Origin of the sequence: Granulicatella elegans, from assembly GCF_020735385.1 — a bacterium.
Classification (GTDB): domain Bacteria; phylum Bacillota; class Bacilli; order Lactobacillales; family Aerococcaceae; genus Granulicatella; species Granulicatella elegans_B.
In genome coordinates this window covers 1,143,098-1,166,970 of sequence record NZ_CP085953.1, presented here as the reverse complement: position 1 = coordinate 1,166,970, position 23,873 = coordinate 1,143,098, and the positions used below count along the sequence as shown (strand labels likewise).

General features: G+C 32.7%; 20 protein-coding genes and 1 tRNA gene. 3 read left to right on the top strand and 18 right to left on the bottom strand.

The genetic code is table 11. The annotated features are described in order from the left end of the window. Window positions 1–152 precede the first annotated feature (152 nt). The 11 genes from rpoZ to LK443_RS05715 form a co-directional block, all read right to left on the bottom strand. On the bottom strand, window positions 153–368 hold the full coding sequence (gene rpoZ / locus LK443_RS05765) for a DNA-directed RNA polymerase subunit omega (RefSeq protein WP_006703591.1): 216 nt from the start codon (window positions 366–368) through the stop codon (window positions 153–155). A gap of 16 nt (window positions 369–384) precedes the next feature. Beyond that, window positions 385–1,008: a guanylate kinase gene (gene gmk, locus LK443_RS05760; protein WP_227931018.1), complete on the bottom strand. Its 624-nt coding sequence runs from the start codon at window positions 1,006–1,008 to the stop codon at window positions 385–387. A 219-nt stretch (window positions 1,009–1,227) separates the two neighbouring features. After that, window positions 1,228–1,863, bottom strand: coding sequence for a V-type ATP synthase subunit D (locus LK443_RS05755; protein WP_006703588.1), 636 nt, complete (start codon window positions 1,861–1,863; stop codon window positions 1,228–1,230). 7 nt (window positions 1,864–1,870) lie between these two features. Further along, on the bottom strand, window positions 1,871–3,247 hold the full coding sequence (locus LK443_RS05750; RefSeq protein ID WP_006703587.1) for a V-type ATP synthase subunit B: 1,377 nt from the start codon (window positions 3,245–3,247) through the stop codon (window positions 1,871–1,873). After that, window positions 3,240–5,021, bottom strand: a complete 1,782-nt coding sequence (locus LK443_RS05745; protein ID WP_227931017.1) for a V-type ATP synthase subunit A — start codon at window positions 5,019–5,021, stop codon at window positions 3,240–3,242. Before LK443_RS05745 ends, LK443_RS05750 begins: the two co-directional genes overlap by 8 nt. Window positions 5,022–5,053: 32 nt before the next feature. Next, window positions 5,054–5,365 carry a V-type ATP synthase subunit F gene (locus LK443_RS05740; protein WP_006703585.1) on the bottom strand — a complete coding sequence of 104 codons (312 nt, stop codon included), beginning with the start codon at window positions 5,363–5,365 and terminating at the stop codon, window positions 5,054–5,056. Further along, window positions 5,355–6,356, bottom strand: a complete 1,002-nt coding sequence (locus tag LK443_RS05735) for a V-type ATPase subunit (RefSeq protein WP_227931016.1) — start codon at window positions 6,354–6,356, stop codon at window positions 5,355–5,357. The genes LK443_RS05740 and LK443_RS05735 overlap by 11 nt, the downstream gene beginning before the upstream one ends. An 11-nt stretch (window positions 6,357–6,367) precedes the next feature. Beyond that, the gene (locus tag LK443_RS05730) at window positions 6,368–6,949 is read right to left on the bottom strand and encodes a hypothetical protein (RefSeq protein ID WP_227931015.1); all 582 of its coding nucleotides are present in this window, start codon (window positions 6,947–6,949) and stop codon (window positions 6,368–6,370) included. Between the two features lie 12 nt (window positions 6,950–6,961). Beyond that, complete coding sequence (locus LK443_RS05725; RefSeq protein WP_227931014.1) at window positions 6,962–7,444, bottom strand: V-type ATP synthase subunit K; 483 nt, start codon at window positions 7,442–7,444, stop codon at window positions 6,962–6,964. A gap of 18 nt (window positions 7,445–7,462) precedes the next feature. Continuing rightward, window positions 7,463–9,415 carry a V-type ATP synthase subunit I gene (locus LK443_RS05720; protein WP_227931013.1) on the bottom strand — a complete coding sequence of 651 codons (1,953 nt, stop codon included), beginning with the start codon at window positions 9,413–9,415 and terminating at the stop codon, window positions 7,463–7,465. Next, the gene (locus LK443_RS05715) at window positions 9,402–9,728 is read right to left on the bottom strand and encodes a hypothetical protein (RefSeq protein WP_227931012.1); all 327 of its coding nucleotides are present in this window, start codon (window positions 9,726–9,728) and stop codon (window positions 9,402–9,404) included. Before LK443_RS05715 ends, LK443_RS05720 begins: the two co-directional genes overlap by 14 nt. A gap of 242 nt (window positions 9,729–9,970) precedes the next feature. Here LK443_RS05715 and LK443_RS05710 point away from each other — a divergent pair, with 242 nt between their 5' ends. Further along, window positions 9,971–10,288: a hypothetical protein gene (locus LK443_RS05710; RefSeq protein ID WP_227931011.1), complete on the top strand. Its 318-nt coding sequence runs from the start codon at window positions 9,971–9,973 to the stop codon at window positions 10,286–10,288. A gap of 119 nt (window positions 10,289–10,407) precedes the next feature. On the opposite strand, the gene cls is transcribed toward LK443_RS05710, so the two are convergent. The 4 genes from cls to pnp all read right to left on the bottom strand — a co-directional run bounded on the left by cls (window position 10,408) and on the right by pnp (window position 16,488). Then, window positions 10,408–11,847, bottom strand: a complete 1,440-nt coding sequence (gene cls / locus LK443_RS05705; protein WP_227931010.1) for a cardiolipin synthase — start codon at window positions 11,845–11,847, stop codon at window positions 10,408–10,410. Between the two features lie 66 nt (window positions 11,848–11,913). Further along, entirely contained in the window at window positions 11,914–12,519 is a 606-nt protein-coding gene (locus LK443_RS05700; protein WP_227931009.1) for an energy-coupled thiamine transporter ThiT, read from the bottom strand. 26 nt (window positions 12,520–12,545) lie between these two features. Continuing rightward, window positions 12,546–14,222 carry a ribonuclease J gene (locus LK443_RS05695; protein ID WP_227931008.1) on the bottom strand — a complete coding sequence of 559 codons (1,677 nt, stop codon included), beginning with the start codon at window positions 14,220–14,222 and terminating at the stop codon, window positions 12,546–12,548. 160 nt (window positions 14,223–14,382) lie between these two features. Continuing rightward, the gene (pnp, locus tag LK443_RS05690) at window positions 14,383–16,488 is read right to left on the bottom strand and encodes a polyribonucleotide nucleotidyltransferase (protein ID WP_227931007.1); all 2,106 of its coding nucleotides are present in this window, start codon (window positions 16,486–16,488) and stop codon (window positions 14,383–14,385) included. A 249-nt stretch (window positions 16,489–16,737) separates the two neighbouring features. Here pnp and LK443_RS05685 point away from each other — a divergent pair. Then, window positions 16,738–16,810: transfer RNA gene (locus LK443_RS05685), tRNA-Lys, on the top strand. A gap of 1,505 nt (window positions 16,811–18,315) precedes the next feature. Then, window positions 18,316–18,600: a hypothetical protein gene (locus tag LK443_RS05680; RefSeq protein ID WP_227931006.1), complete on the top strand. Its 285-nt coding sequence runs from the start codon at window positions 18,316–18,318 to the stop codon at window positions 18,598–18,600. Here the strand turns inward: LK443_RS05680 and LK443_RS05675 are convergent. Genes LK443_RS05675 through LK443_RS05665 form a run of 3 tightly spaced genes read right to left on the bottom strand, consistent with a single transcriptional unit; the run spans window position 18,570 to window position 23,872 of the window. After that, complete coding sequence (locus LK443_RS05675) at window positions 18,570–19,112, bottom strand: restriction endonuclease subunit S (protein WP_227931005.1); 543 nt, start codon at window positions 19,110–19,112, stop codon at window positions 18,570–18,572. The two genes, LK443_RS05680 and LK443_RS05675, sit on opposite strands and share 31 nt — an antisense overlap. A 21-nt stretch (window positions 19,113–19,133) precedes the next feature. Beyond that, window positions 19,134–20,117 (bottom strand): site-specific tyrosine recombinase/integron integrase, encoded by a 984-nt coding sequence (gene xerA, locus LK443_RS05670; RefSeq protein ID WP_227931004.1) that lies wholly within the window; start codon window positions 20,115–20,117, stop codon window positions 19,134–19,136. Between the two features lie 50 nt (window positions 20,118–20,167). After that, a complete protein-coding gene (locus tag LK443_RS05665; RefSeq protein ID WP_227931003.1) occupies window positions 20,168–23,872 on the bottom strand; it encodes a restriction endonuclease subunit S in 3,705 nt (1,234 codons plus the stop codon). Between the last annotated feature and the right edge of the window lies 1 nt (window position 23,873).

Sequence of the window (23,873 nt, the reverse complement as noted above, 5' to 3'; positions counted from 1 at the left end):
CCTCGCTTTAGAGGTATACTTACCCCAATTTACATCATAAGAATAGTGTATCATCTTTTTCAAAAAATAGAAAACGATTTATTCACTCTTAAATCATATTTTAAAAAATAAAAACCTTGAAGTGATTTCTCCACTTCAAGGCTTCTTCATCATTAAACTTCTTCAGGAATACTATCTTCGCGAATTCCTAATTCACCTGCGATAACTTCTTCTAACGCACGGCCAACATTTTTATCTGATTGATAGTCTTCTAATTTTTGTGGTTCATGATGGTGTAATTCATGAGCTCTTTTACTTGATAAAATTACTAAAGAATATTTTGAATCAATTTTATTTAATAATTTATCAATTGAAGGATATAACATCATAATAGATTACCTCTTTCTACTCTTCATCCAATATTTCTTCTAACTCTTCTATAGTATCTAAATTTCTAACGATTCGCAAGTGCTCTGTTTGAATAATTGCTTCGATTTTTTGAACAGCATTGTTCACTGTATCGTTCACAACAGAGTAATCATAGTACTTCATCAACTCTAATTCTTCACGAGCTGTTTTCATACGTTTCGCAATTACTTCATCAGAATCTGTTCCTCTATTAACAATACGAGATTCTAATTCATTTAAATCAGGCGGTGTTAAGAAAATAAATACTCCATCTGGCATTAATTCACGAACTTGAATCGCGCCTTGTACATCAATTTCTAAAAATACATCTTTTCCTTGCGCTAATGTATTTTCTACATATTCTAGTGGAGTGCCATAATAATTCCCAACATATTCAGCATATTCCAATAATTGTTTATTTTGAATCATTTGTTCAAATTCTTCTCTTGTCTTGAAGAAATAATCGACTCCATCTGTTTCACCTGTACGTGGTAGGCGAGTTGTAGCTGAAATTGAGTAAACAAATTTTTGTTCCCCTTTTGAAAAAATTGCAGCCCTAACTGTTCCTTTCCCTACGCCTGATGGGCCAGATAAAACGATTAACAATCCTCTTTTTGTCATAATCGTCTCTAAACTCCATTCTTTTTAAAGCTTTCTACTATCTTATCATAAACTTTAGTCTAACAACAAGCCAAAGCAGAAAAAATATCCCTTCCTCAACAAATTATAATCTTTTCCTCATTATTATCTGCGTTTTCTCTTAAACAAGCCGGAAATATAGTCCGATAATAACAAAAACGAGCATCTCCGTTTCAAGATGCTCGTTTTCTTATTTATTCATTATGATTTTTGACCCATATCTTTTACTTTCATAATACGAGTGATACTTGCACGTTCTTGTTCTTCTAACTTCATTTCAATGTAGTAAATCGTCTCTTCTAATTGAGGAATCATACGATATTCTAAAGCATTTACTCTTCGACGTGTTTTTTCAATCTCATCAGCTAATAACTGACAAGTTTTTTCAATTTCTGTTAATGATAATAAATCGGGTAACACTGCAGAAATTTCTTCAATTGAATGATCAATCTCACTATTTGAGTTTAAATAGCCATATTTAAAATCACTCTCTTGATTTTGTTCTACTACTGTAAAATTCATTTCCGGAACAGAAACACTCATAATATTCTTTTCTTGTAAATTCAATGTGACACTTTGTGGTGGAATTGCCACTAGTTCTTCAATAAAAGCTTCTTCTAACGTTGCTTTTGCTAAAACAAAACTTTTCATTCCTGCTGTTAATCGTTTTTCAACTTGATCACGTAATTCATTATTTTTACGAATCAACTCAATGAATTGTCTCATTAATTCATCTTGTTTATCTTTTAATAATTTATGACCACGAACAGAAACGGTTAATCGCTGTTTTAATTTAGACAATTCCATTCTTGTTGGTTTTACATTTAATCTCACCATTTAGGAATCACTCCCCTTTAGGTAAAAATTCATCAAGCATTTCATCCTTGATACGTTTTAATTCCGTACGAGGTAAAATTGATAGTAATTCCCAACCTAAATCTAATGTTTCTTGAATGGTACGATTCGTTTGGAATCCTTGACTGATGTATTCTTTTTCGAATCGATCTGTAAATTCAACATATAATTTATCTGTTTTTGATAAAGCAGATTCTCCTAATACGACTGCTAATTCTTTTGCTTGTTTTCCTGTTGCATAGGCAGCAAATAATTGGTTCATCGTTGAAGCATGGTCTTTACGAGTTTTTCCTTCACCTGAACCTTTATCTTTCAAACGAGAAAGAGATGGCAATACATTAATTGGAGGTTGAATTCCTTGTTTATCTAATGCACGATCCAAAATAATTTGACCTTCAGTAATATAACCTGTTAAGTCTGGAATTGGGTGTGTAATATCATCTTCAGGCATGGATAAAATTGGAATTTGAGTTACAGATCCTTTACGTCCTACGAGACGTCCAGCACGTTCATATAATGTCGATAAGTTTGTATATAAGTAACCTGGATATCCACGACGACCTGGAACCTCACGACGAGCTGCTGAAATTTCACGTAATGCTTCACAGTAGTTTGTCATATCTGTCATGATAACTAAAACGTGCATGTCTTTTTCATACGCTAAATATTCAGCTGTTGTTAAGGCAATTTTAGGAGTCGCAATTCTTTCAATCGCTGGGTCATTTGCTAAGTTAATAAACATGACTGAACGATCAATCGCTCCTGTTTTACGGAAATCTTCCATAAAGTATTCTGCTTCGTCAAAGGTAATTCCCATGGCAGCAAATACTACCGCAAATTTTTCATCACTATTTAATACCGTAGCTTGACGAGCAATTTGAGCTGCTAATTCTTTATGAGGTAAACCTGACCCAGAAAATACTGGTAATTTTTGTCCACGAACTAATGTATTTAAATGGTCAATGGCTGAAATTCCTGTTTGAATAAATTCATCCGGATAGTCACGAGAAACTGGGTTAATTGCTTGTCCGTTTACATCTAAAGATGCTTCCGGTAATAATTCAGGTCCACCATCAATGACATTTCCCATTCCATCAAAAATACGACCAACCATATCTTCTGATACATTTAACGATAAAGGTTTCCCTTTAAAACGTACTTTTGAATCACGAATATTAATACCGCTTGGTCCTTCAAAAATTTGTACCATTGCTTTATCTTCATGTACTTCTAGTACTTGACCATGACGAGTTTCTCCATTTTGTAATTGAATTTCTACTAACTCATCAAATTTAACGCCTTCTACTTGTTCAACCATCATTAGAGGCCCGACAACTTCACTAATCGTACGATATTCTTTAAGCATTTGTCATTCCTCCTCTTTGAATAGTTGCTTTAACATCTTGTTGAATTTGTTCTTTAATTGCTGTAAATTGTTCCATTTGACTTTCTGGAATATATTTTGAACGAGCAATACGGTCACGAATTTCTTCTGTACCATCCATAATTTCTGCATAATAAGCTCCAACACTCATCGCATGTCTTGCTTGTTCTTCAAATGTTAAAATTAAATCTAACATACGATATTGTTTTTCACGAGAAGTGAATGTATCCACATCATCAAAGGCATTTTGTTGTAAGTAATCTTCACGAATGGATTTAGCAATCGTCATTGTTAAGCGGTCTTTTTCGGATAATGACTCTAAACCAACTAAACGCACAATTTCTTCTAAACTTGCTTCTTCTTGCAATGTTTGCATCGCATGTTGAACCATTGATGACCAATTTTCATGAATGTGTTCATCCATATATTTTCCAACTTCTTGATTGTATAGAGAATAAGAAGTTAGCCAGTTCATCGATGGGAAGTGACGTTTTTGCGCTAATGTTGCATCTAATCCCCAGAATACTTTAGCAACACGTAATGTATTTTGAGTAACAGGTTCTGAAGTATCTCCCCCTGGAGGTGATACCGCACCAATGGCAGTAATGGTACCTTCACGACCCTCGCTACCTAAAGTAACAACACGTCCTGCACGTTCATAATATTCAGCAATACGACCACCTAAGTAAGCAGGATATCCTTCATCCCCAGGCATTTCTTCTAAACGTCCTGACATTTCACGTAATGCTTCTGCCCAACGTGAAGTTGAATCCGCCATAATAGCTACACTATATCCCATATCACGGAAATACTCTGCAATTGTAATCCCTGTATAAATCGAAGCTTCACGAGCTGCTACAGGCATATTCGATGTGTTCGCAATTAAAATCGTTCTTTCCATAATGGATTCACCAGTAGTTGGGTCAATTAATTCTGGGAACTCATTTAATACGTCTGTCATCTCATTTCCACGTTCACCGCAACCTACGTAAACTACGATATCTACGTCAGACCATTTTGCAATTTGGTGTTGAACAACTGTTTTACCAGCTCCGAATGGTCCAGGTACAGCTGCAGCTCCCCCTTTTGTGACAGGGAAGAAAGTATCGATAACACGTTGTCCTGTTAACATTGGAACTTCCGTATTTTTCTTCACTTTAAATGGACGTCCTTGACGAACAGGCCAACGTTGAATGAGATTGAAAGATTTTTCTCCTTCTTCTGTTTCAATCGTATAAACCGTATCTTCAATACGATACGTTCCACTTGAAATACTTGTTACTGTTCCTTTCACTCCATAAGGAACCATAATTTTATGTTGAACAACTTTAGTTTCTTGTACATAACCTACAATGTCTCCAGCTTCAACAGTTTGACCTACTGCTGCTGTTGCGTGAAACTCCCATTCTTTTTGACGATCTAATGGGGCTACTACTGTTCCACGAACTAAAAAGTCACTGTTAGATACTTCTTTAAATGTATTCAATGGACGTTGAATTCCATCAAACATTTGAGAGATGATTCCGGGAGCTAATTCAACAGAAAGTGCTTCTCCTGTTGTTGTTACTGGTTCTCCTGGTCCTATTCCAGACGTTTCTTCATAAACTTGAATAGAGGCAACACCTTTACGCATCTCAATAATTTCACCAATCAGTCCAAGGTGACCCACATGACAAATATCTTGAATATTTGCATCTTCCATACCTTCAGCGGTCACTAATGGTCCTGATACTTTTACGATTCTTCCGCTCTTCACCGAAGTACCTCCTCTTAACTAAATTTTACGAATTATAAAATGTTTTGACCTACAGCCTTTTCCACATTTTCTTGAATTCTTGATTTTCCAATGGACAATGAACCTTTATGATTTGGAATTAAAATGATTGCTGGTGAAACAACTGCATCATAACGACGAATGGTTTCCGCAATTTCTGATGCAATCGCTTCTGTGACATAAATAATTCCATATTCTTCACTGGCTAATCGATCAATGGTTTCTCTTGCTTCTAAACTTTCATGAGCAGGAAATACATCAAACCCAAGAATTTTGAAAGGAAGGACTGAGTCTTTATCTCCAACAACTGCAATTTTATGAGCCATAAACTGGTCGCATCCTTTCTCTTAATTGTTCTTCACTAAACCCATTATCGATTCCTACTAAAATCAATCGAATATTTTTCACTTCCATTTCACTGGCATGAATATAGGCAAGGGATGGATAAGGTCCAAAAGCATCGAAAGTCGCATCTTTTAAATAACGATAAATGCATTCGTCTTTCAACAATTCTAATTTCAATACAGAAATGTTTTCTTGCGATAAAATACTTTCCAATTCTTCTTTATAAGACACACCATCAAACAATTGTAATAATGATGCCCAACCCAATTCTTGGAATGTATCAATTAATTGCGTTTTCGATACCGTTCCTTCATTGGATAATACGGTTTGTAAAAAGCTTCTTGATTGTTTTTGAGCACTTGCTCGAATCAAAGTAGCAATATTTTCTAAATCAATCATTAAATTGACAAATTCTGTTACTTTTTCATCTTGCAATTGACGTTCTAACATTCTTAAATGTTTAAAATAATACGTATCCATAAAAACGTCAGCAGTTTCTAATCGCTCAAAATTTTCAAAATCTTCATAAGCTTCTCGAACAGCTGTCACCATTACATTAGGAACATCTTGAGAATCTCTCGTTTCTACCAATTGTTTTAAGCTTGCCAATGAATAACGGCCAATTGGGATTAATAAATGCGAGAAATCTTTTTTAGTAAATTTTTCTTTTAATAAAACTTTTAAATTATGATACGTATAACGAATTGAAAAAATATCGAACAATTCAGGTGTAGGCATTAATTCATATAATTCCTCATACTGTTTTTTCAAATGTTTCATTAATACCGCATCAAATTGTTTCGTTTGTAATAATTCATCCGCTTGAAAATCATAAGCCGTTTTTTGTAAAACTTCTAAAGCTTGTTGTAAGTCTTTTGAAGCTAATAAACTATTCATGATATCTTTTGAAAGTAATTGCTGTTCTAAAATACGAACAGTAGTATTGATTCCTGAATAAGCTAAATCATTCATTGAAATCCCTCCTATCTTTCAAAAGCTTTTTTAGCTAACTCTGGTGAGTATTCTTGTTTTAAATCCTTTAATAATGCATCGAATAAATAGTTGTATTCAATTCCTGATTGTTGTAACACAAAGCCCACTTTTTGTTTTAAAGTCGTTTGGGATACTTCTACTTCAGAAGCAATCGTTAATTGGTGAATATCTTCTTGTGATAATTGACTTGCTGTTGCTTCCCCTAACACTAAAGTGATTTTTTCTTGTTTAGGTAATTGAGCTACTGCCGATTGAATAAACTGTACTAACGTTACGCCGCTCCATCCAGACATTAAGGAGTAAACTTCCTCAAACACGCTATCGAGTAATCGTCTTTTCTCTTGTAAAATTTCTTTTTTACTCGCATTGACTAAAGATTGTTTTTCTTTATCCAAAAGTTGTTTTGCACGTTGTTTTAATTGAGTTTTCTTTACCACTTCTTGTTCGGCTAAAGTTGCATTCATGACATTTGTACGTTCTTCTTCTTCTTTAGTAGCAACAGCTAATTGATGTGAGAAATCTTCTTCAACTTCTTTTAATACTTGTTGTTTTAGTTGCTCTAAATCTTTCAAACGTTCCAACTCCTAACCTAATTGATTGATAATTAAGAATGAAGCCAATAATCCTAAAATTGCATAAGTTTCAACCATGGCTGCAAAGATAATCCCTTTAGTAGATTCTTCTGGTTTTTTCGCTAAAATTTGAACACCAGCCGCTGCTACTTTCCCTTGAGCAATACCAGATAATAAACCTGTGAATGCAATTGGTAAAGCTGCCATTAATAAGTATAAACCAGAACTTAAAGGCATTGTTGCGCTCATTTTTTGCATAATGAAGAATGCGATGATGAATCCATAAATCCCTTGAGTACCAGGTAATAATTGTAAAATTAACGCTTGAACGAATTTTTCAGGTTGTTCTTTAATTAAGGCTGCTGCAGCTTCCCCTGCAATCCCTACACCTTTTGAAGAACCAATTCCTGAAAAAATACTTGCTACAGCCATTCCTAATGCTGCGAAAATAAAACCTCCAGAATTTTCAGTAAAAAATGTTAACCAGTTTGTCATAATAAATCTTCCTCCATCTTATTGATTTGATTTTTGTTTTGTTTCAATATATTTTTCATACGTTTTAAATGGTTTTAACGCTCTTCCGCCACCTTCATAGAATTTACCAAAGAATTCTACAAACTGTAATCTTAATCCATGAACATAAGCTCCTAAAAATGTTAGGAAAATATTTAACCCATGAAGTGCAATTAACAGAAGAATTCCTACTGTCACTCTTGCGACTGGTGGTAAGAAAGTCACTAGCATGTTAAACGCTGCTGCAATACTCCCCCCTGATACCGCTAAAGCCATCAAACGAGTATAGCTGACAACATCTCCCACATAACCACTAATCCCATATAAGTTATATAAACCACTTGCCAAGCCCGCAAATTTATTCGAACTTGTCAACATCGATACGATCACAATTAGTACCGCTGCAATCATTGCTACATATGATCCAATGGTTGCAAGAATCGGTATATTTAAAATCATCGAACCTACTAAATATAAAATTAAGCCAAAAATAATCGCTAACCATCCAATATGGGTGGTGTACGCATTGGCATAATCTTTTTTCTTCCAGTTACTATAAGCTCCGATAAATAGACCTACAATAATTTGAATAATCCCAAAAATGATTGACAAAATCATAATTGTCGTTAAATCTTTTGAAAGCGATAATGGTTGGAATGGCATATCTACTCCAAAAAATGAACCAAATATAATTCCCCAAACTACTGTTGGATAACTTAATAAATGGAAGAACATTAAATTACGTTTCATCCCTTTATCTAATACAAACAGTTTTAACCCGAGGAATGTTGCGAACCATAATACAAGTCCATATCCGATATCCGCAGACATCATTCCAAAGAACACAAGATAAAACGGCGCTGTAAATGGTGTTGGATCCACCTCTCCATATTTTGGTAAACCATACATCTCAATCATCATTTCAAATGGTTTAATGAGCGAATGGTTTTTCAAGACAGTTGGAGCTTCTTCATATTCTTCTGGATCAATTTCCAATTCTACTACTGTCACTTGAGAAGCAATTCCATAATCTTCAATTTGTTGTTTTGCTTGTTCCACCACATCATCACATAAATAACCATGTAAACAGAATAAATGTTCTCCTGAATACAATTGCTCTTTTGCAATTTCTTTTTGCCATTCATTAAACGCATATTCACAATACAATTTTAATTTTCTAACAAGATCTTCTTGTTGTTGCATTTCTTGTACTAATGAAATTTTAGCTTCTTTTAATTGTTTTTGACATTCTAAATTCAATTGCAATTCTTCTTTAGGACTATGGTCAAATGGGTACCATGTCACACTAAAATTCACTTTCGCTAATTCTTCTTTAGCTTCTTGTTGATGTTTTCTTGAATAGGTTGCAAATACTCCAACCTCTTCTCTTGTATGATACACTTCCTGAATAACAATCCACTGACTCTCTTTTAGACTTTCTAAATAACGATTATCCGTTGTTTGAGGAATCGTCCCCATTTTTGTCTTCGTAAATGGTTGTTTAAAGATTTCCTTTGGATGGAAGTCTAATTCCCCCCATTTTCTAAGTAGAATTTCAGTTTCAACGAGCTCTGCATTTTTATCTTCAAATTTTTGTAATTGTACTCGATAGTTTTCAACACTCTCTATTAATCCTTGATAATCCCAATTAGAAACCGTTTGTTGAAGTTCTTCAATCGTAAAGGTTTCTTTTTTAGTTCTCAATTTTTTCATGAGTGAAGGTGTTTTAAGATATTTTTCTAAAAAGCAAATATCTACTTGTAATCGTTCTACTTTACTTTCTAACTCTTGAAGATTTTTTTGATTCGAAGGTTTTGATTCTTCTAACATGGATTGCCCTTGACTTAAGGAAATGAATTCTAATGATTGTAATTCTTGAACCGCGTCCATCAATTGGCTTTGAATACGATTTGGTGCAATAAACATCAATTTTTTCATTTTAGCAATTGCCATATCGTTTTAACACCTCCTTAATTGTTTCCTGAACCAATTCTTGTCGATTGACTTCAAATACCTGTTGTATTTGTTGAATTTCTTCTTTTTGAAGAGATGCTAATTCTTCTTGGAAATCCAATTTCTTTTGAGAATATTTATCCTCTAATTCTTTTTTATAATTTGTCAAAGCGATTTCTACATTCTTTTTAGATTCAGAAATCTTTTGATTCGCTTGAATTTTTGCTTCATCAATTTTCTTTTGAAAATCTTCTTTTAATTGTTGAGCTTGATTTTCAATAGATTGAACAGATTCTACAATTTTTTGGCTCATAGTACACCTCCCATCTTATAGGTCTGAATCGATTATAAATCCCTACTTTTATTATTATACCCTTCTTTATAAAATGTATCAAACGTTAATTCTACGCCTGCTTCCTCTCTGATTAGTATAATTAAATAGGAAGAAACACTACTTTTTTTGAAAAAATTTTTTTATTTTTTTAAATAATGTTTGCATTTCAGAACAAATGTTCGTATAATATAAATACAAACGTTTGTTCGGGAGGTTCGATTATGGAACAATATAAAAAACCATTTCATTCATTTATTCAACCATTATTAAACAGTTTACAATTTACACCAGAATCAACTTCATTTACACCTGTGATGCCATTAATTGATGTTGTTGAGACGATTCATAACAGTTACTATTTCAAAAAAGAAATTACTCTTTTATTTGAACAATATAATTCGAAAGGTGAATTACAACAATTTACTAAAAAAGGTATTATTAAAAGCTGTATTCAACCAAACAATCATTTTGTTTTTCTAAGCGAAGATTTAACCATGATCCTAAACTTAGAACAAGTCGTTTCAGCCATTCAGGTGTAGAAAAAAGACTTCTAATATTGTAGTATTAGGACGCCAGCAGACCTTCGGTCTCATAGCTAAAATTTGAGCCTAAGGTCTCAAATTTTCCTGCCTACAATGGGAAGTCTTTTATAAATAATTTAAAGTATCGGAGAAAGCAGTCTGGAGAATTTTTGTTTTAATTTTCTCCATGGAGATTGCTTTTTAAAATACGCTTCATCTACTAATAAACAATTCTCAATATCTTTTTCAAAAATATCTTGTAGCTTACATGAAATTTCTTCATCATAAATAAACGCATTAATTTCAAAATTCAATCGGAAACTTCTCATATCAAAATTTGACGTTCCAACTGTAGAAGCCACGCCATCTACAACCATTGTTTTCGCATGTAAGAAACCTTCTTCATATAAATAAATTTCTACACCATCTTTTAATAAATTTCGACAATAATATTCAGTGGCACGATAAACAAATGGATGATCCGGTTTGCATGGAATCATAATTCGTACTTTCACCCCTGAAAGAGCTGCTACTTGTAAAGCTTCAATAACACTTTCATCCGGAATAAAATAAGGCGTTTGAATATCAATCGATTTTTTTGCCATATAAATCATTTTAACAAATCCCATTTTTATTTTTTGATAATCATTATCTGGCCCTGTTGAAACGATTTGCATCGCTGTATCTCCTAGACATTCTAAAGTAGGAAAATATCGCTCAGAAAATATTTTTTGATATCGTTCTGAAGCTGTTGCATTCCAATCAATAAAGAAACGAGCTTGAAGAGATAATACCGCATTCCCTCTAATTCTTAAATGCGTATCTCTCCACTGACCCAATTTTCCTTTTCCTAAATATTCATCCCCAATATTAAAGCCACCTACATAGCCAATTTTTCCATCAATGACAACAATTTTACGGTGATTACGATAATTCATCCGTAAATTAATGATTCCAAATGTATACCCGAAAAAGGCTTCTGAACGGCCACCTGCATCATGAAGTTTCTTCCAAAATTTTTGTTTTGTAAAACGGGCACCTAGTGCATCGTATAGCACTAAAACTTCGACTCCTTGTTGCGCTTTTTCAATTAAAATTTCCAACAATTCACGCCCTAATTCATCATCATTAAAAATATAATAGCCGATATGAATATGGTCTGTAGCATTTCTCAAATCTTCTTTTAATTGAGTAAATTTCACCTGCCCAGTTGTGATAATTTCAACTTGATTTCCTTTCGTAATAACAGATTCATCACTTTCTAAAAATAATACTGCTAATTCTTTTAAATATAAGTCTTCAAAAAAAGTATTATCTTGTTCTAATTCTTCTAATTGAGTTTCAGCTAGTTTTCTAATTCCAAATGTATCTTGGGATTTCAAATCAAAAATCCGATCTTTACTAATTTTTCTTCCAAAAAAGAAATAAATGAAAAAACCTAAAAATGGGAAAAAGACTAAGACTAATAACCAAGCCCATGTAGCTGATATCTCTCTTGGTTCTCTAAATATCGTAATAATCGCTCCAAGTGTATTGATAAATACCAAACCTGTCACTATTATTGATAATAAATCCATTTCCTCTCTCCTTCCCTTCTTACTTAGAAAAAAAGTAGGAAAACAGAAACTGTTTTCCCACTCTCATTAGTCATTTAATAAGTGAGATTTTTCTTTTCGAGATAAGTATTTTGTTCCTTTCGGAATATAAATGTCACGTTTTACATAGATTAACGTTACTAATACTACTAATGTCACTACTAATGTAGCAATAAAGTTTACTGAAAATCCTAAAAATCCACTTGCTAAAGCAACTTTTTCAGTTGCAAATAGTGTTGGTGCTCCAATTGCACTAGCAATAGCATGGAAACCATAGCTAACAAATGTTGCAATAATACTTGCTGTTACTACATTTAAAACAGTAGAAGAAATACGAGCATTAAATGCTGTACGAACGGTATTTCTCGCAAAGAATCCAGCAAAAGCTACAAAACCATATGCCATTACAGAATCATGGAATGCAACGACAATATATCCTGTTCCACTTGGATGCAATACTCCATGTAAAAGACCAAATAAAATACTTGCAATTACTCCCCAAATTCCTCCATGACGAAGAGATAGCAAAATTAAAGGAATAATGGCAAAGTCAATGACTACATTTCCTCCAATTACTGGAATGTAAGAAAGTCCACTAGCAACAACGATTGCTAATACCACTTCTAACATAATTTTAACTGCTTTTGAACCCATGAACGTTCCCCTTTCAATGATACAACTTAATCTTTTTTATAATGTGATGCTTCCATAATAATTGGAAGAATAACTGGGCGACGTTTTGTTTGTTCAAATAAGTAGCGACTTAGTCCATCACGTACTTCTTGTTTTAAACGTGGCCATTCAAAATTATCACTTGCTAAGTTTTCCTCTACAATATCTGTGACAATTTTTTGAGATTCTTGTAATAATTCCTCACTTGTCTTCATATAAACAAATCCTCGAGAGACAATTTGTGGACCCGATAAAATTTTCCCTAAACGTCTAGAAATGGTTACAACGACTACGAAAATTCCATCTTCTGATAAAATCTTACGATCTTTTAGTACAATATTGCCGATATCTCCAACACCAATTCCATCTACTAAAACATTCCCCGCTGGAACTTGTCCAGTAACTGTCATTCTTCCATTAGAAATTTCAATCACATCCCCTTTACCAGGAATGAAAATATTAGAATATGGAATTCCTAATTCATGTGCTAACTCAGCATGAGCTAATAAACTACGATATTCCCCTTGAACTGGAATGAAGAATGTTGGTTGTAATAAATTCATCATTAGTTTTAAATCATTTGGAGTTGCATGTCCGCTTGCTTTCGCATTATCTGCCATTTCAACGACTTCAGCTTCCGCACGATAAATCATATCTTTCGTACGAGCAATGGCTGTTTCCATTGCAGTTGAAGGTGTTGTCGCAATATAAACTAAATCTCCTTGATGTAAATTCACTTGACGGTGACGACCTTGTGCCATTTTTTGTAAAGCTTTAATTGGTTCGCCTACGTTTCCTGTTTCTAACACCACAATTTCATCATCTGCTAAACGTTTTAATGCACGTGCTGTTACGAATAAATCTTCTGAAGGAACGGTTAATTTATTTAATTTCAATGCAATATTCACGATTTCTTCTAATTCTACACCTGTTAAGAAAATCTTACGTCCTGATTCATAAGCTGCATTAAACACTTGTTGAATTCGTAAAATATTACTTGCCACACAAGCTACAATAATACGACCCGTTGCATTTCTAAAAGTATCTAAAATACTAGCTTCAATTTTACAATCGCTAACATTTTCCTCGTAACTTTCAGCATCACTAGAATCACTTAATAAAGCTAGGACATATTCTTCTCCAATATCCGTAATACGTCCAAAATTACTTTGATATCCTACTGCAGCACTTTGATCAAATTTAAAATCTCCAGTATAAACAATACTTCCGTCCACCGTTTTTAAAACAATCGCTACTGAATCTGGAATAGTATGGGTTGTTTTGAAAAATTTCACCGTTACAGATTCAAAATCAATTTCTGTATTTTCAGTTACAACGTGATAATCATCGAAGCCTTTTACTTGTTTAGAAGACTCTACATAATATTTTGCTAAAGCAATCGTTAATTCTGTTCCAAAAACTGGTGCTTGAATATTTTTTAGAAAATAAGGAAGAGCTCCTACTGCATCCGCATGACCATGGGTTAAAAATACTCCTGCAATCCGATCTTTGTTGTCTTCTAAGTAAGTAAAATCTGGAATCACGACATCGATTCCTAATAATTCGTCTTCTGGATAAACCAATCCACAATCTAAGACGAAAATATCTTCATCTACTTCAACGGCATACAAACTCTTACCGTTTTCTCGAACGCCTCCTAGCGCCATTATTTTAATTGAACTCATAGTTCACCTCATCTTATTTATTTGTTGTATTTTGTCTTACCAACTTGTTTACATTCTTATTCTAGAATACCATATTTACGTTTTTTTGACTAACATTTCATATTTTTCTTAGAAATAAAAAATGAGACTAGGGTTTTTCCTAGCCTCATTTCATGAATGATTAAGCTTCTTTTTCGATTAATGCTTTACGAGATAAGTTGATACGACCTTGTCCGTCAATTTCAGTAACTTTTACTTTTACTTTATCTCCAATGGCTAATACATCTTCCACTTTCGCTACACGTTCATGCGCTAATTCTGAGATGTGAACTAATCCATCTTTTCCTTTTGCAATTTCAACAAAAGCTCCGAATTTTTCAATACGGCGAACAGTTCCTTCATACACTTGCCCAGCTTCGATTTCACGTGTTAAATCTTCAATAATTTCTTTTGCACGTTGAATCATTGCTGCATCTGTTGAAGCAATTGATACATGACCTTCTTGATCGATATCAATTTTAACGCCTGTTTCATCAATAATGTTATTGATTGTTTCTCCACCACGACCGATAACGACTTTAATCTTATCTGGGTGAATAGAAATCATTTCAATCTTAGGTGCATATGGGCTTAACTCTTTACGAGGTTCAGCAATTGTAGAAGTTAATTCTTCTAAAATTTCAAAACGAGCTTTTTTCGCTTGTGTTAATGCTTCACGTAAAATTTGTTCTGTAATTCCTTGGATTTTAATGTCCATTTGTAAAGCTGTAATACCAGTTGTTGTACCAGCAACTTTAAAGTCCATATCTCCTAAGTGGTCTTCTAAACCTTGGATATCTGTTAATACTGTATAATTTGTACCATCAGAAATTAATCCCATCGCAATACCCGCAACTGGCGCTTTAATTGGAACACCTGCTGCCATTAAGGCTAATGTTCCCGCACAAATACTTGCTTGAGAAGAAGAACCATTTGATTCTAACACTTCTGATACAAGACGAATTGTATAGGGGAAATCTTCTGGAGTTGGAATGACTTGTTTCAATGCACGTTCCCCTAAAGCACCGTGACCAATTTCACGACGACCTGGGCTACCAGCACGACCCACTGAACCTACAGAGAATTGTGGGAAATTATAGTGGTGAATGAATCGTTTACCTTCTTCAATTCCTAAACCATCAATGACTTGATATTCACCTAAAGGTGCTAAAGTTGCGGAAGTTAATGCTTGAGTTTGTCCACGAGTAAATAAACCTGAACCATGAACACGTGGTAATAAATCAATTTCTGAAGACAATGGACGAATTTCGTCAATTTTACGACCATCAGGACGTACTTTTTCTTCTGTAATTAAACGACGTACTTCGTCTTTTTCAAGATTATCAACTAATTGAGAAACTTGTTTTAATAAACCTGCTTTTTCATCATTTTCTTCTAAAACAGCTTCAAAATGTTCTAAGGCAGTTTCTTTAACTTTTTCAGTATTTTCTTCACGAGCTAATTTTTCTTCTGTTTGGATTGCATTAATCATTGCTTGACTGAATAAATCTTTCACTTGTTTTTCGATTTCTGGGTCAAATGATAGCAATGTTACTTCCATTTTTTCTTTTCCAATTTCTTGGACGATTTGTTGTTGGAAAGCTACTAATTTTTTAATTTCTTCGTGACCGAATAATAATGCTCCCAACATATCTTCTTCGCTCACTTCTTTAGCAGAGCTTTCTACCATGTTAATCGCAGTTGCAGTACCCGCTACAGATAATTCAATATCTGATAATTCAACTTGTTCAGTTGTAGGGTTAATCACGTATTCTCCGTTTACACGACCAACATCTACCCCAGCAATTGGACCATCAAATGGAATATCTGAAATACATAATGCTAAACTCGAACCAAACATTGCTGCCATTTCTGGTGGGCAGTTTGGATCTACAGACATTACTGTATTTGTAATTTGAACTTCATTACGAAAACCTTCCGCAAACATTGGACGAATTGGACGGTCAATTAAACGAGCTGTTAATGTCGCATGTTCACTTGGACGTCCTTCACGTTTAATAAATCCTCCAGGAATTTTACCTGCTGCATACATTTTTTCTTCATAGTTCACTGTTAATGGAAAAAAATCTGTATCCTTTGCTTGTTTTGTACCAACGGCTGCTGTTAATACCACTGTGTCTCCATAACGAACTAAGACAGCACCATTTGCTTGTTTCGCTAATTGACCGATTTCAACTTGTAACAGTCTACCGCCCCATTCATAGCTATATACTTTTTTCTCTGACATATCGATTCTCCTTTTCTTCTATAATTGAGAGTATCTTTTGAACCTACTTTTAGAAATATAAACAGACGAAATAATCACCTTCTTATATTTCTAAAGTAAGCACGCCAAAAAGAATACTCCTTGATTGTCATACGCAATAATTCTACCATAAACTATACTGAATAACTATTTTTTTGAGTATTTTTTGAAAAAAATCCTAAAAACGATTGCATTTTATCTTAAAAGTGCTATACTAAAAACGTAATCAATGCCTCCTTAGCTCAGTTGGTAGAGCAGTAGACTCTTAATCTATGGGTCACAGGTTCGAGCCCTGTAGGGGGCATTTTTAATTTTTAATAGAATGAAAATAGCGTAAAATCAACGTTTTAACGTATCATGATTTTCGTTTTTAGCTATTTTTGATGAATTTTTATACAAGGATATCTAAAAAGAGTTCTAAAGACATTTATTAAGAAAATAACACCCCTATGGTTAAGATGAAAACAGCACCTTGCTTTGTAAGGTGTTTTTAATTTGTTTAATGGTTATTATTTGACTATAATTAGTTTGTGTTTTTCGTTTCCGTTACACACCGTCAATAGGACTTTATCGTATATATAAGAAGTGCTAGCAAAAGCTAGTGCTTTTTTTACGCTTATTATTAGGTGCGCCTAAAAATTAAGAGGAGTTTGTATACACAAATGGGGGGTGCGGTCTTTTGTACCCTTTTCCTTTCGTGATTTCCCTATGGGGTATGTCTATACTGTCCCCCTATCCCTTCATCTAGTAGGTTTGTTTGGCTTGTATTGGTGTTCTCTTGCTTAATGATTATATCATTTACTCTTGAAAGATTGTTTGTTTAGTTGATTGTTTAACTCTTTTAGCATCTTCTTCTTTGCTTGCTAGCATCATCTTTGTTCCTTCTTACTCAATAGAACACACAGCAAGTTTATTCATCTTCTTCTTTCTCTTAAAGTCCTCTTGTTCTTCCAGTGCTTTTCACACGTTGATTGTCAGCAAAGTTGTTCTTATTAGATTATATTCTATATTCAAACTACATTCAGATGCTGTTCTATATGCATCATCTCACGCTTTAATATTCCATTTCTAACACTCTTTGCCTACACACTAGCTAGCTTGCCTTTGTGGTCTGCCCTTTGTTATCCATAATGTTTTCCCTCTTACCTTTTATCTTGCTAAGCTTGCAACATAGATAGCTAGGACGATTGCATAACACCAATCAGTTATATTCTAACAGCAAAGCTTTATAACTTTCTAACTCGTTCATATTAGCTTATTTTCAGCTCTATTTAAGCCTTATTGATTAGAAATGAATAAATACATTATATGATGACACAAGCTTGCAGAATACGTTTTTTGCCCATTCTAGCATCATCTTCGCCTGTTTATATTCTTCTTTAAGCAAACCCTTTCAGCATCTTGTTTTTTGAGTACAAAAAAGAGGGAGTTAACCCTCTCTGTCTTTTTCTGCTTTAAACTCTTTAACTATTTGATTAAATTAGCTTTAATATTGATACAAAACCAACTTTAAACCAACTTTTGCCTCAAATAAAGTTGGTCAACAAAACATTGTCATATCAACGTTTCTAAGCAACAAATCGCAAAAACCACCGACCAACTTTAAAATCCACTCCCTATAAGGCTCGTTTAATTAGGGATTTTAGAAAAACTGATTTAAAGAGTTTTTAGGTGGCAAGAGAAAAGGTTAAGAACAGAGATGTTCTTAGCTTTTTTAATTTGATTAATTGTATAATAATAGATTTCTATTGTCTTGACTTATCTTTCATAGTACGGGAATATGTTTATATCAAAAAGGAAGAGTTATGTATGAAACAAGAAATTTTGAAAAGATTAGAAATAGAAGTCAATGCTTGTAAAAGATACGCAAAAAACTCAGTTAAAAAAGCAAAAATAGGAAAAGTTGGATTAGCCATTAACTTTTTAGATATAGCTGTAACAGCAAAAAAATGTGCCGATAGACTTCATGATGAACTTTGGGAAGTATCAAACGACAAACTAACAGAAGAAGAATTCAAGATTTTTTGCGAACCCGAAACATTGAATCAGGAAATAAACAAAGTTTATATCGAGTTAAAACAGGAAAGAAAATAAGCAATCACGCATTTAACACTTTCAAATTTCAATTTGTCGATTTCTTCTACATAGGATGCGAATTCATCTTGTAAGTCTTTTGATGGAGATGGGATTTGCAATTCATTTATTTCGTTTACTGAAATAGAATCAAAAGTAACTCCATCATGACCATTAATTTTCCCTTTATTAATTAGAAGCCAGTAAAATAAATATTTTTGCTTTCCGATACTGGAACATCTAATAGCACATAATCCTCTACCTATACATATTTCACTAAAAGGATTAATATTAACATCTCCAACTGGAGCTCTAACACTCATTAGAATATCATTTCTAATAGATTTTTTAATACTAACTGAAGTCCATATAGATGGATTCTTTAAATATTTTTTACCAAAATCTTTTTTGCCTTGATAAAATGGCAAACCATTTTCTTTTTCATTATAGTATTTAGATTCTGGTGAAGTTCCAGGTATGATTTCTTCAGCATATTTTTCTAATGGTATTCTAGTATTTAAATTATAAAACATCTCGACAAATTTTGATTTGAATTAGCCTATATATTTTCTATGCGACTGTTTTACATTATTTTGGTTTACCATTGCGTAATGTAAAGTAGTGTCTATTTTTGTGTGCCCTAAAAGTGTTTGGACTTGCTCTATAGGCATTCCTTTATCAATCGCCTTTGTTGCCAAGGTTCTTCTAAATTTATGAGGATGGACTTTAGAAATATTAAGCTTTTTCCCAAGATTTCTAAGTCTAATTTCAACCCCTGATATTTTTAGTCTACTGTGGGGGCTATTTAAAGATACAAAAAGAGCTTCATTATCATCAGTCCTACTGTCAATATAGTCTAAGATATGAATTTTAGTTCTTGCATCAAAATAAACAATTCGTTCTTTATTTCCTTTTCCTAGGACAAGACATTCCCTCTTATCAAAATCTATGTTTGAAATATTAATTTTTACAAGTTCACCAATACGGACTCCAGTAGAAGCTAGAAAATCTATAATAGCTAAATCTCTTCTATTGTTACAAGAATCTCTTAATAATTCTAGTTCTTCATCTGTGTAAACGGATTTTACAGTACTTCCAGTTCTAATTTTATGAATACGTCTTGCTGGACTTTTAATTATATGATTTTCTTCTTCTAGCCAAGAAAAGAAACTTGATATAATACGCCTTATATTATCAAGGGTTGTTTTGCTTACATTATTGGTATCTACATATGAAGCAATATAAGAACGTAAATCACTGGTATCTATTCGCCTTACAGGTTTATTTAAAATCTCGAGCATTTTATTTATAGTGCTTTTATAGTATGAGAGAGTTCTTTCAGAGCAACCTTCTACTTTTTTAGCTGACAAAAATTCAGCTAAGTAATCTATTTCATGTTCTATTTTAGACTCGTCTTTTTCCACAATATCCTTATTCCAAAATGTGTAATTTAAAGTTTCTTCAAGTTTTTCTAATTGCTCATTATTTAAATAGCCCACCATTTCTTGCATAATTTCTGTAATAACTAAATTTTTCATAAATTCCTCCTTGAAAATTTGAATACAGATAACAAGTTGGTGGGCTTATTTTATCTAAAGTATTTATCTATTAAGTTTTCTTTTTCTATTTCTGCTTTTTTCTTTCTGTCGTTAGCTTCAAATTTCAATTTGTCGATTTCTTCTACATATGATCCAAACTTGTCTTGTAGTTCTTTAGGTGGCACAGGAATCAAGATTTTTTTTACAGCTTCATTCATTAACTTATCATTACCAACATGACTTACATGGTCTTTAGCAACCATACCTAGTGCAAAAGATAAATATATCATATTTATATTAATACTCTTAGCTTTTAAAGTTCCACAAACATTAGTACAATTGAATTTACCGTTTCTATAAAATACAGTGCCTGCATTTGCTCCATCAGTAGTCCATGTTACATATTCTCCATCAAAATCAAAAGAATCAATAAAACCAAAAATTCCTTGATTTGTTGTCTGAGATGAATAGACTGGATATTTTCCTGAATTTGATCTTATATAATCTTGATTTATAACTCTACCTCTACCATCAAAACATAAATTTTCAATAGTTTGTTTCTTATATGAATTTTTCCCTTCAAACATCTCGACAAATTTTGATTTGATGTCTTCATCATATTTTTCTATTCTAATTTTTTGTTCTTCTATTACTAAATCTACTTTTTTAATTTCTTCGATGATTTTTTCTTGTTCTTCAATAGGTGGAATTTGGATAATTAACTGTCTAACTTTTTGTATTGATGCTCTATAGTTTCTTGAAAATCTTTCATATTCTCCCTCAACTTGTAAGGCATAGACTAAATAATCAAGTAAAATTTTATCCGTTTTTAATCTCAAAACTCCACAATGGTCTGTGGGATAAAATTCTTTATTTGCTGAAATAGAATTGACCATCCAGTCGCCATCAATACCCCATAAAATCGATGGTTTTGAAAAATCAGTAATATTCTTCTTGTTAATCCTTCCAAATTCTTCAAAAACATTGGCACTGTAAACAGGTATTTTCCCATCATCTTCAAGTTCGTCATTTAAAATTCTATCTCCTATTGATAAATCAAATATTTTTTTATCAGATAGGTAATAGGTTGTTAAATTTGGATCATCTTTTAAAATCTTAACTTTTCTAGTTTTTATTCCCTTATTAAACTCTACACTCCTAAAATCAAGCATATCCTTAGTATTTAGATAATAGTAGTATTCATCTAATTCATCAATAGAGTATTCTTCTCCATAGAATGACTTTCTAATCAAAGATGCAAGGTTATTTTCGTCTCGCCTATCCTCATTTTTATACAGCTTCCCACCAGGATTTGTTATCTGTATTCCTTCTTGTCCCTTTCTATTAGACCACTTATAGCCTAAAAATTCTTCTTGTCCTCTATTGTCATTTGGTGCATTTATTATAAGAGTCCTTTCCTTATACGTTAAGGCAAAATATTTGATTTTTTCTCTTTCAATGTCAAAAGTATAGTCATAGAACATTTTATTTAAGATGATATCTTGCTCATCTTTTTCTAATTTTGTGAAAGTTTTTTGTTTTTTCTTAGTTTTAACAGAGCTTAAGCCTAAAAAACTTGACGTATAATTTTTAAAATATTTATTTTTATATCCATCATAGTTTAAGCTTTTATTAATGAATTTTTTATAATCTTCTATTTCCACGTCTATTGTTTTTAGATACTCTTTGAATATAATCTCATCTTCCCAATCTTTAAGGGCTTTTCCTTCTATGATAGAGTTCACGCTATCTTTTACCAAATCGATTTTTTTAGGTGGTTCATCAAATTTTTCTAAAAATAAAATTACTGTATTTGTTCCCGTTGCTCCAAAAGTTTTGCTCGATAAGGCTACTACGGCTCTAATTTTAAAGTTATCTAGAATTGATTCACGTGCTGCAATAAAGCTTTCGTTTTCTTTATTTAGTATAGAAGAAGGAAGAATGACAGCAGCAACAGCCTTAGGCTTTAGAAGCTGTGAAATTCTTTCTACAAAAAGAGTTTCAATTTCAGATCCTGTATTTGATACTTTATCCAAAACTTTAAAATCATTATTTTTAAGATTTAAATGTGGCTTGAAAGCAGAAACAGAATAAGGCGGATTTGCTACTAGAATATCAAAACTTTCAGCAGTAATCTCTTTTTCCTTATAGTTTTCCAGTCCGTCACCAAAGACAATATTTCCGTCTCCAGCTCCATGCATGAATAGAGATATTTTTGATACTCTAGCCAGCCTATAATCTTTTTCTATGCCATATATATTATCTCTAGCCCATGAGAAATCAATATTCATGTCTGGATCAAGAAAAATAAAAATATCATTGATAGCTTCAAAACCTTCTGTCAAAAAATGTCCAGCGCCACAGGCATAATCAATTATTTTTGGAAAGTTTACTTTCTCATTTTGTCTTATTATTCTTTCTAAAGGAAGACTATCCCAAATAAAATGAGTGATAGGTACTGGTGTGAAAAATTGTCCCTCATTTTGCTTAAATCCCTTGTTTAAAAGCTGTTCAAAAAGGTCTCCTAACATTTGTAGATTTTTTGATCCAATAATCCTATAGTTTTCAAATAGTTTTACAACTTCTACTAGAATTTTACCATTTTGAAGGAATAATTCTTCATTATGGACATCTTTAAAGGCAAAGTCGTTATTTGTGTAGAACTTTAAGATACGCAGAGTATTATCAAGTTCCTTAATTAATTCAGTTCTATTATTGCCTGTATATTGTTCTATGGTTCTTTTTGCATAGTCTTCAGGTATGTAAAAAATATCTTCTTTCATAAATTTTTCCATACCTTCTTTGTGTAGACGTTGGAGTCTATCTTGTAAACTTTCATAAGTATCTGTTCCAACTTTGTATTGAAAATCGACAATATCTGTATCAGTTTTTTGTATTTCATCAACTAGCTTACATATAAAAAGTGCCACTAGCCTATTGAAGGCATTTTCCTTATCAGATACGTTATTATGTCTTAATATCTCTTCAAATCTATTTACTACCTTATCTTTTCCTGAAAAATCAATAAGATCTTGTTTTCTTAATGGTTTAACTCCAACTTGATAAGCTATAGAATCATCTCTAAATATAATGTCGCCCAATAATCTTTTTTCATACGTTTCTTTCCAAACAGTATATAAATCAGGAACTGTATAGGCATTTTTATAAAGAAGAATTGACGAATCCTTCTTTGCAAGTTCTATTAAGTTTTTATCATCACTACAGTTAACTGCACATGTTTTATAGTTTACTTCATTTTTGTCAAGTGTAGATGCATATAGAACAAGCCATTTACAGTATTTTTCTTGTTGCCAGTAAGAAAATAATTGTGCTCCATCGTTTAAAGTGTCTTTTAGAGCTTTATCATATTCTTTACCGTAAGTTTTACATTCAATTATAAAAAGGGTTTTTCCGCTACTTTCTTTTACTAAAATATCTGCTCTACCACTTTTTTGATCATGTCCTAAAGCCCATGTTTTTTCAATTTCTATATGCTCTGGTCGATAGCCTTTATCCATTAACCTTGTCACGCATTCTAAAACAACAAAATTTTCAGGGTCAGAAAAGTTACATGTAGTTCTCTTATATACCATTAGGCCTTTGTCTTCAGGATAGTTTATTTTTTCATTTTCAAAATCAACAGAAATGGAGCAATCAAATTCTTGGTATTTTTTTGTTAAATATCTTTCTTGATTTTTATGTTCTTCATATCCGATTAATTTTAGAACGTCTTTTAAATTTGATTTTGTTATCAAT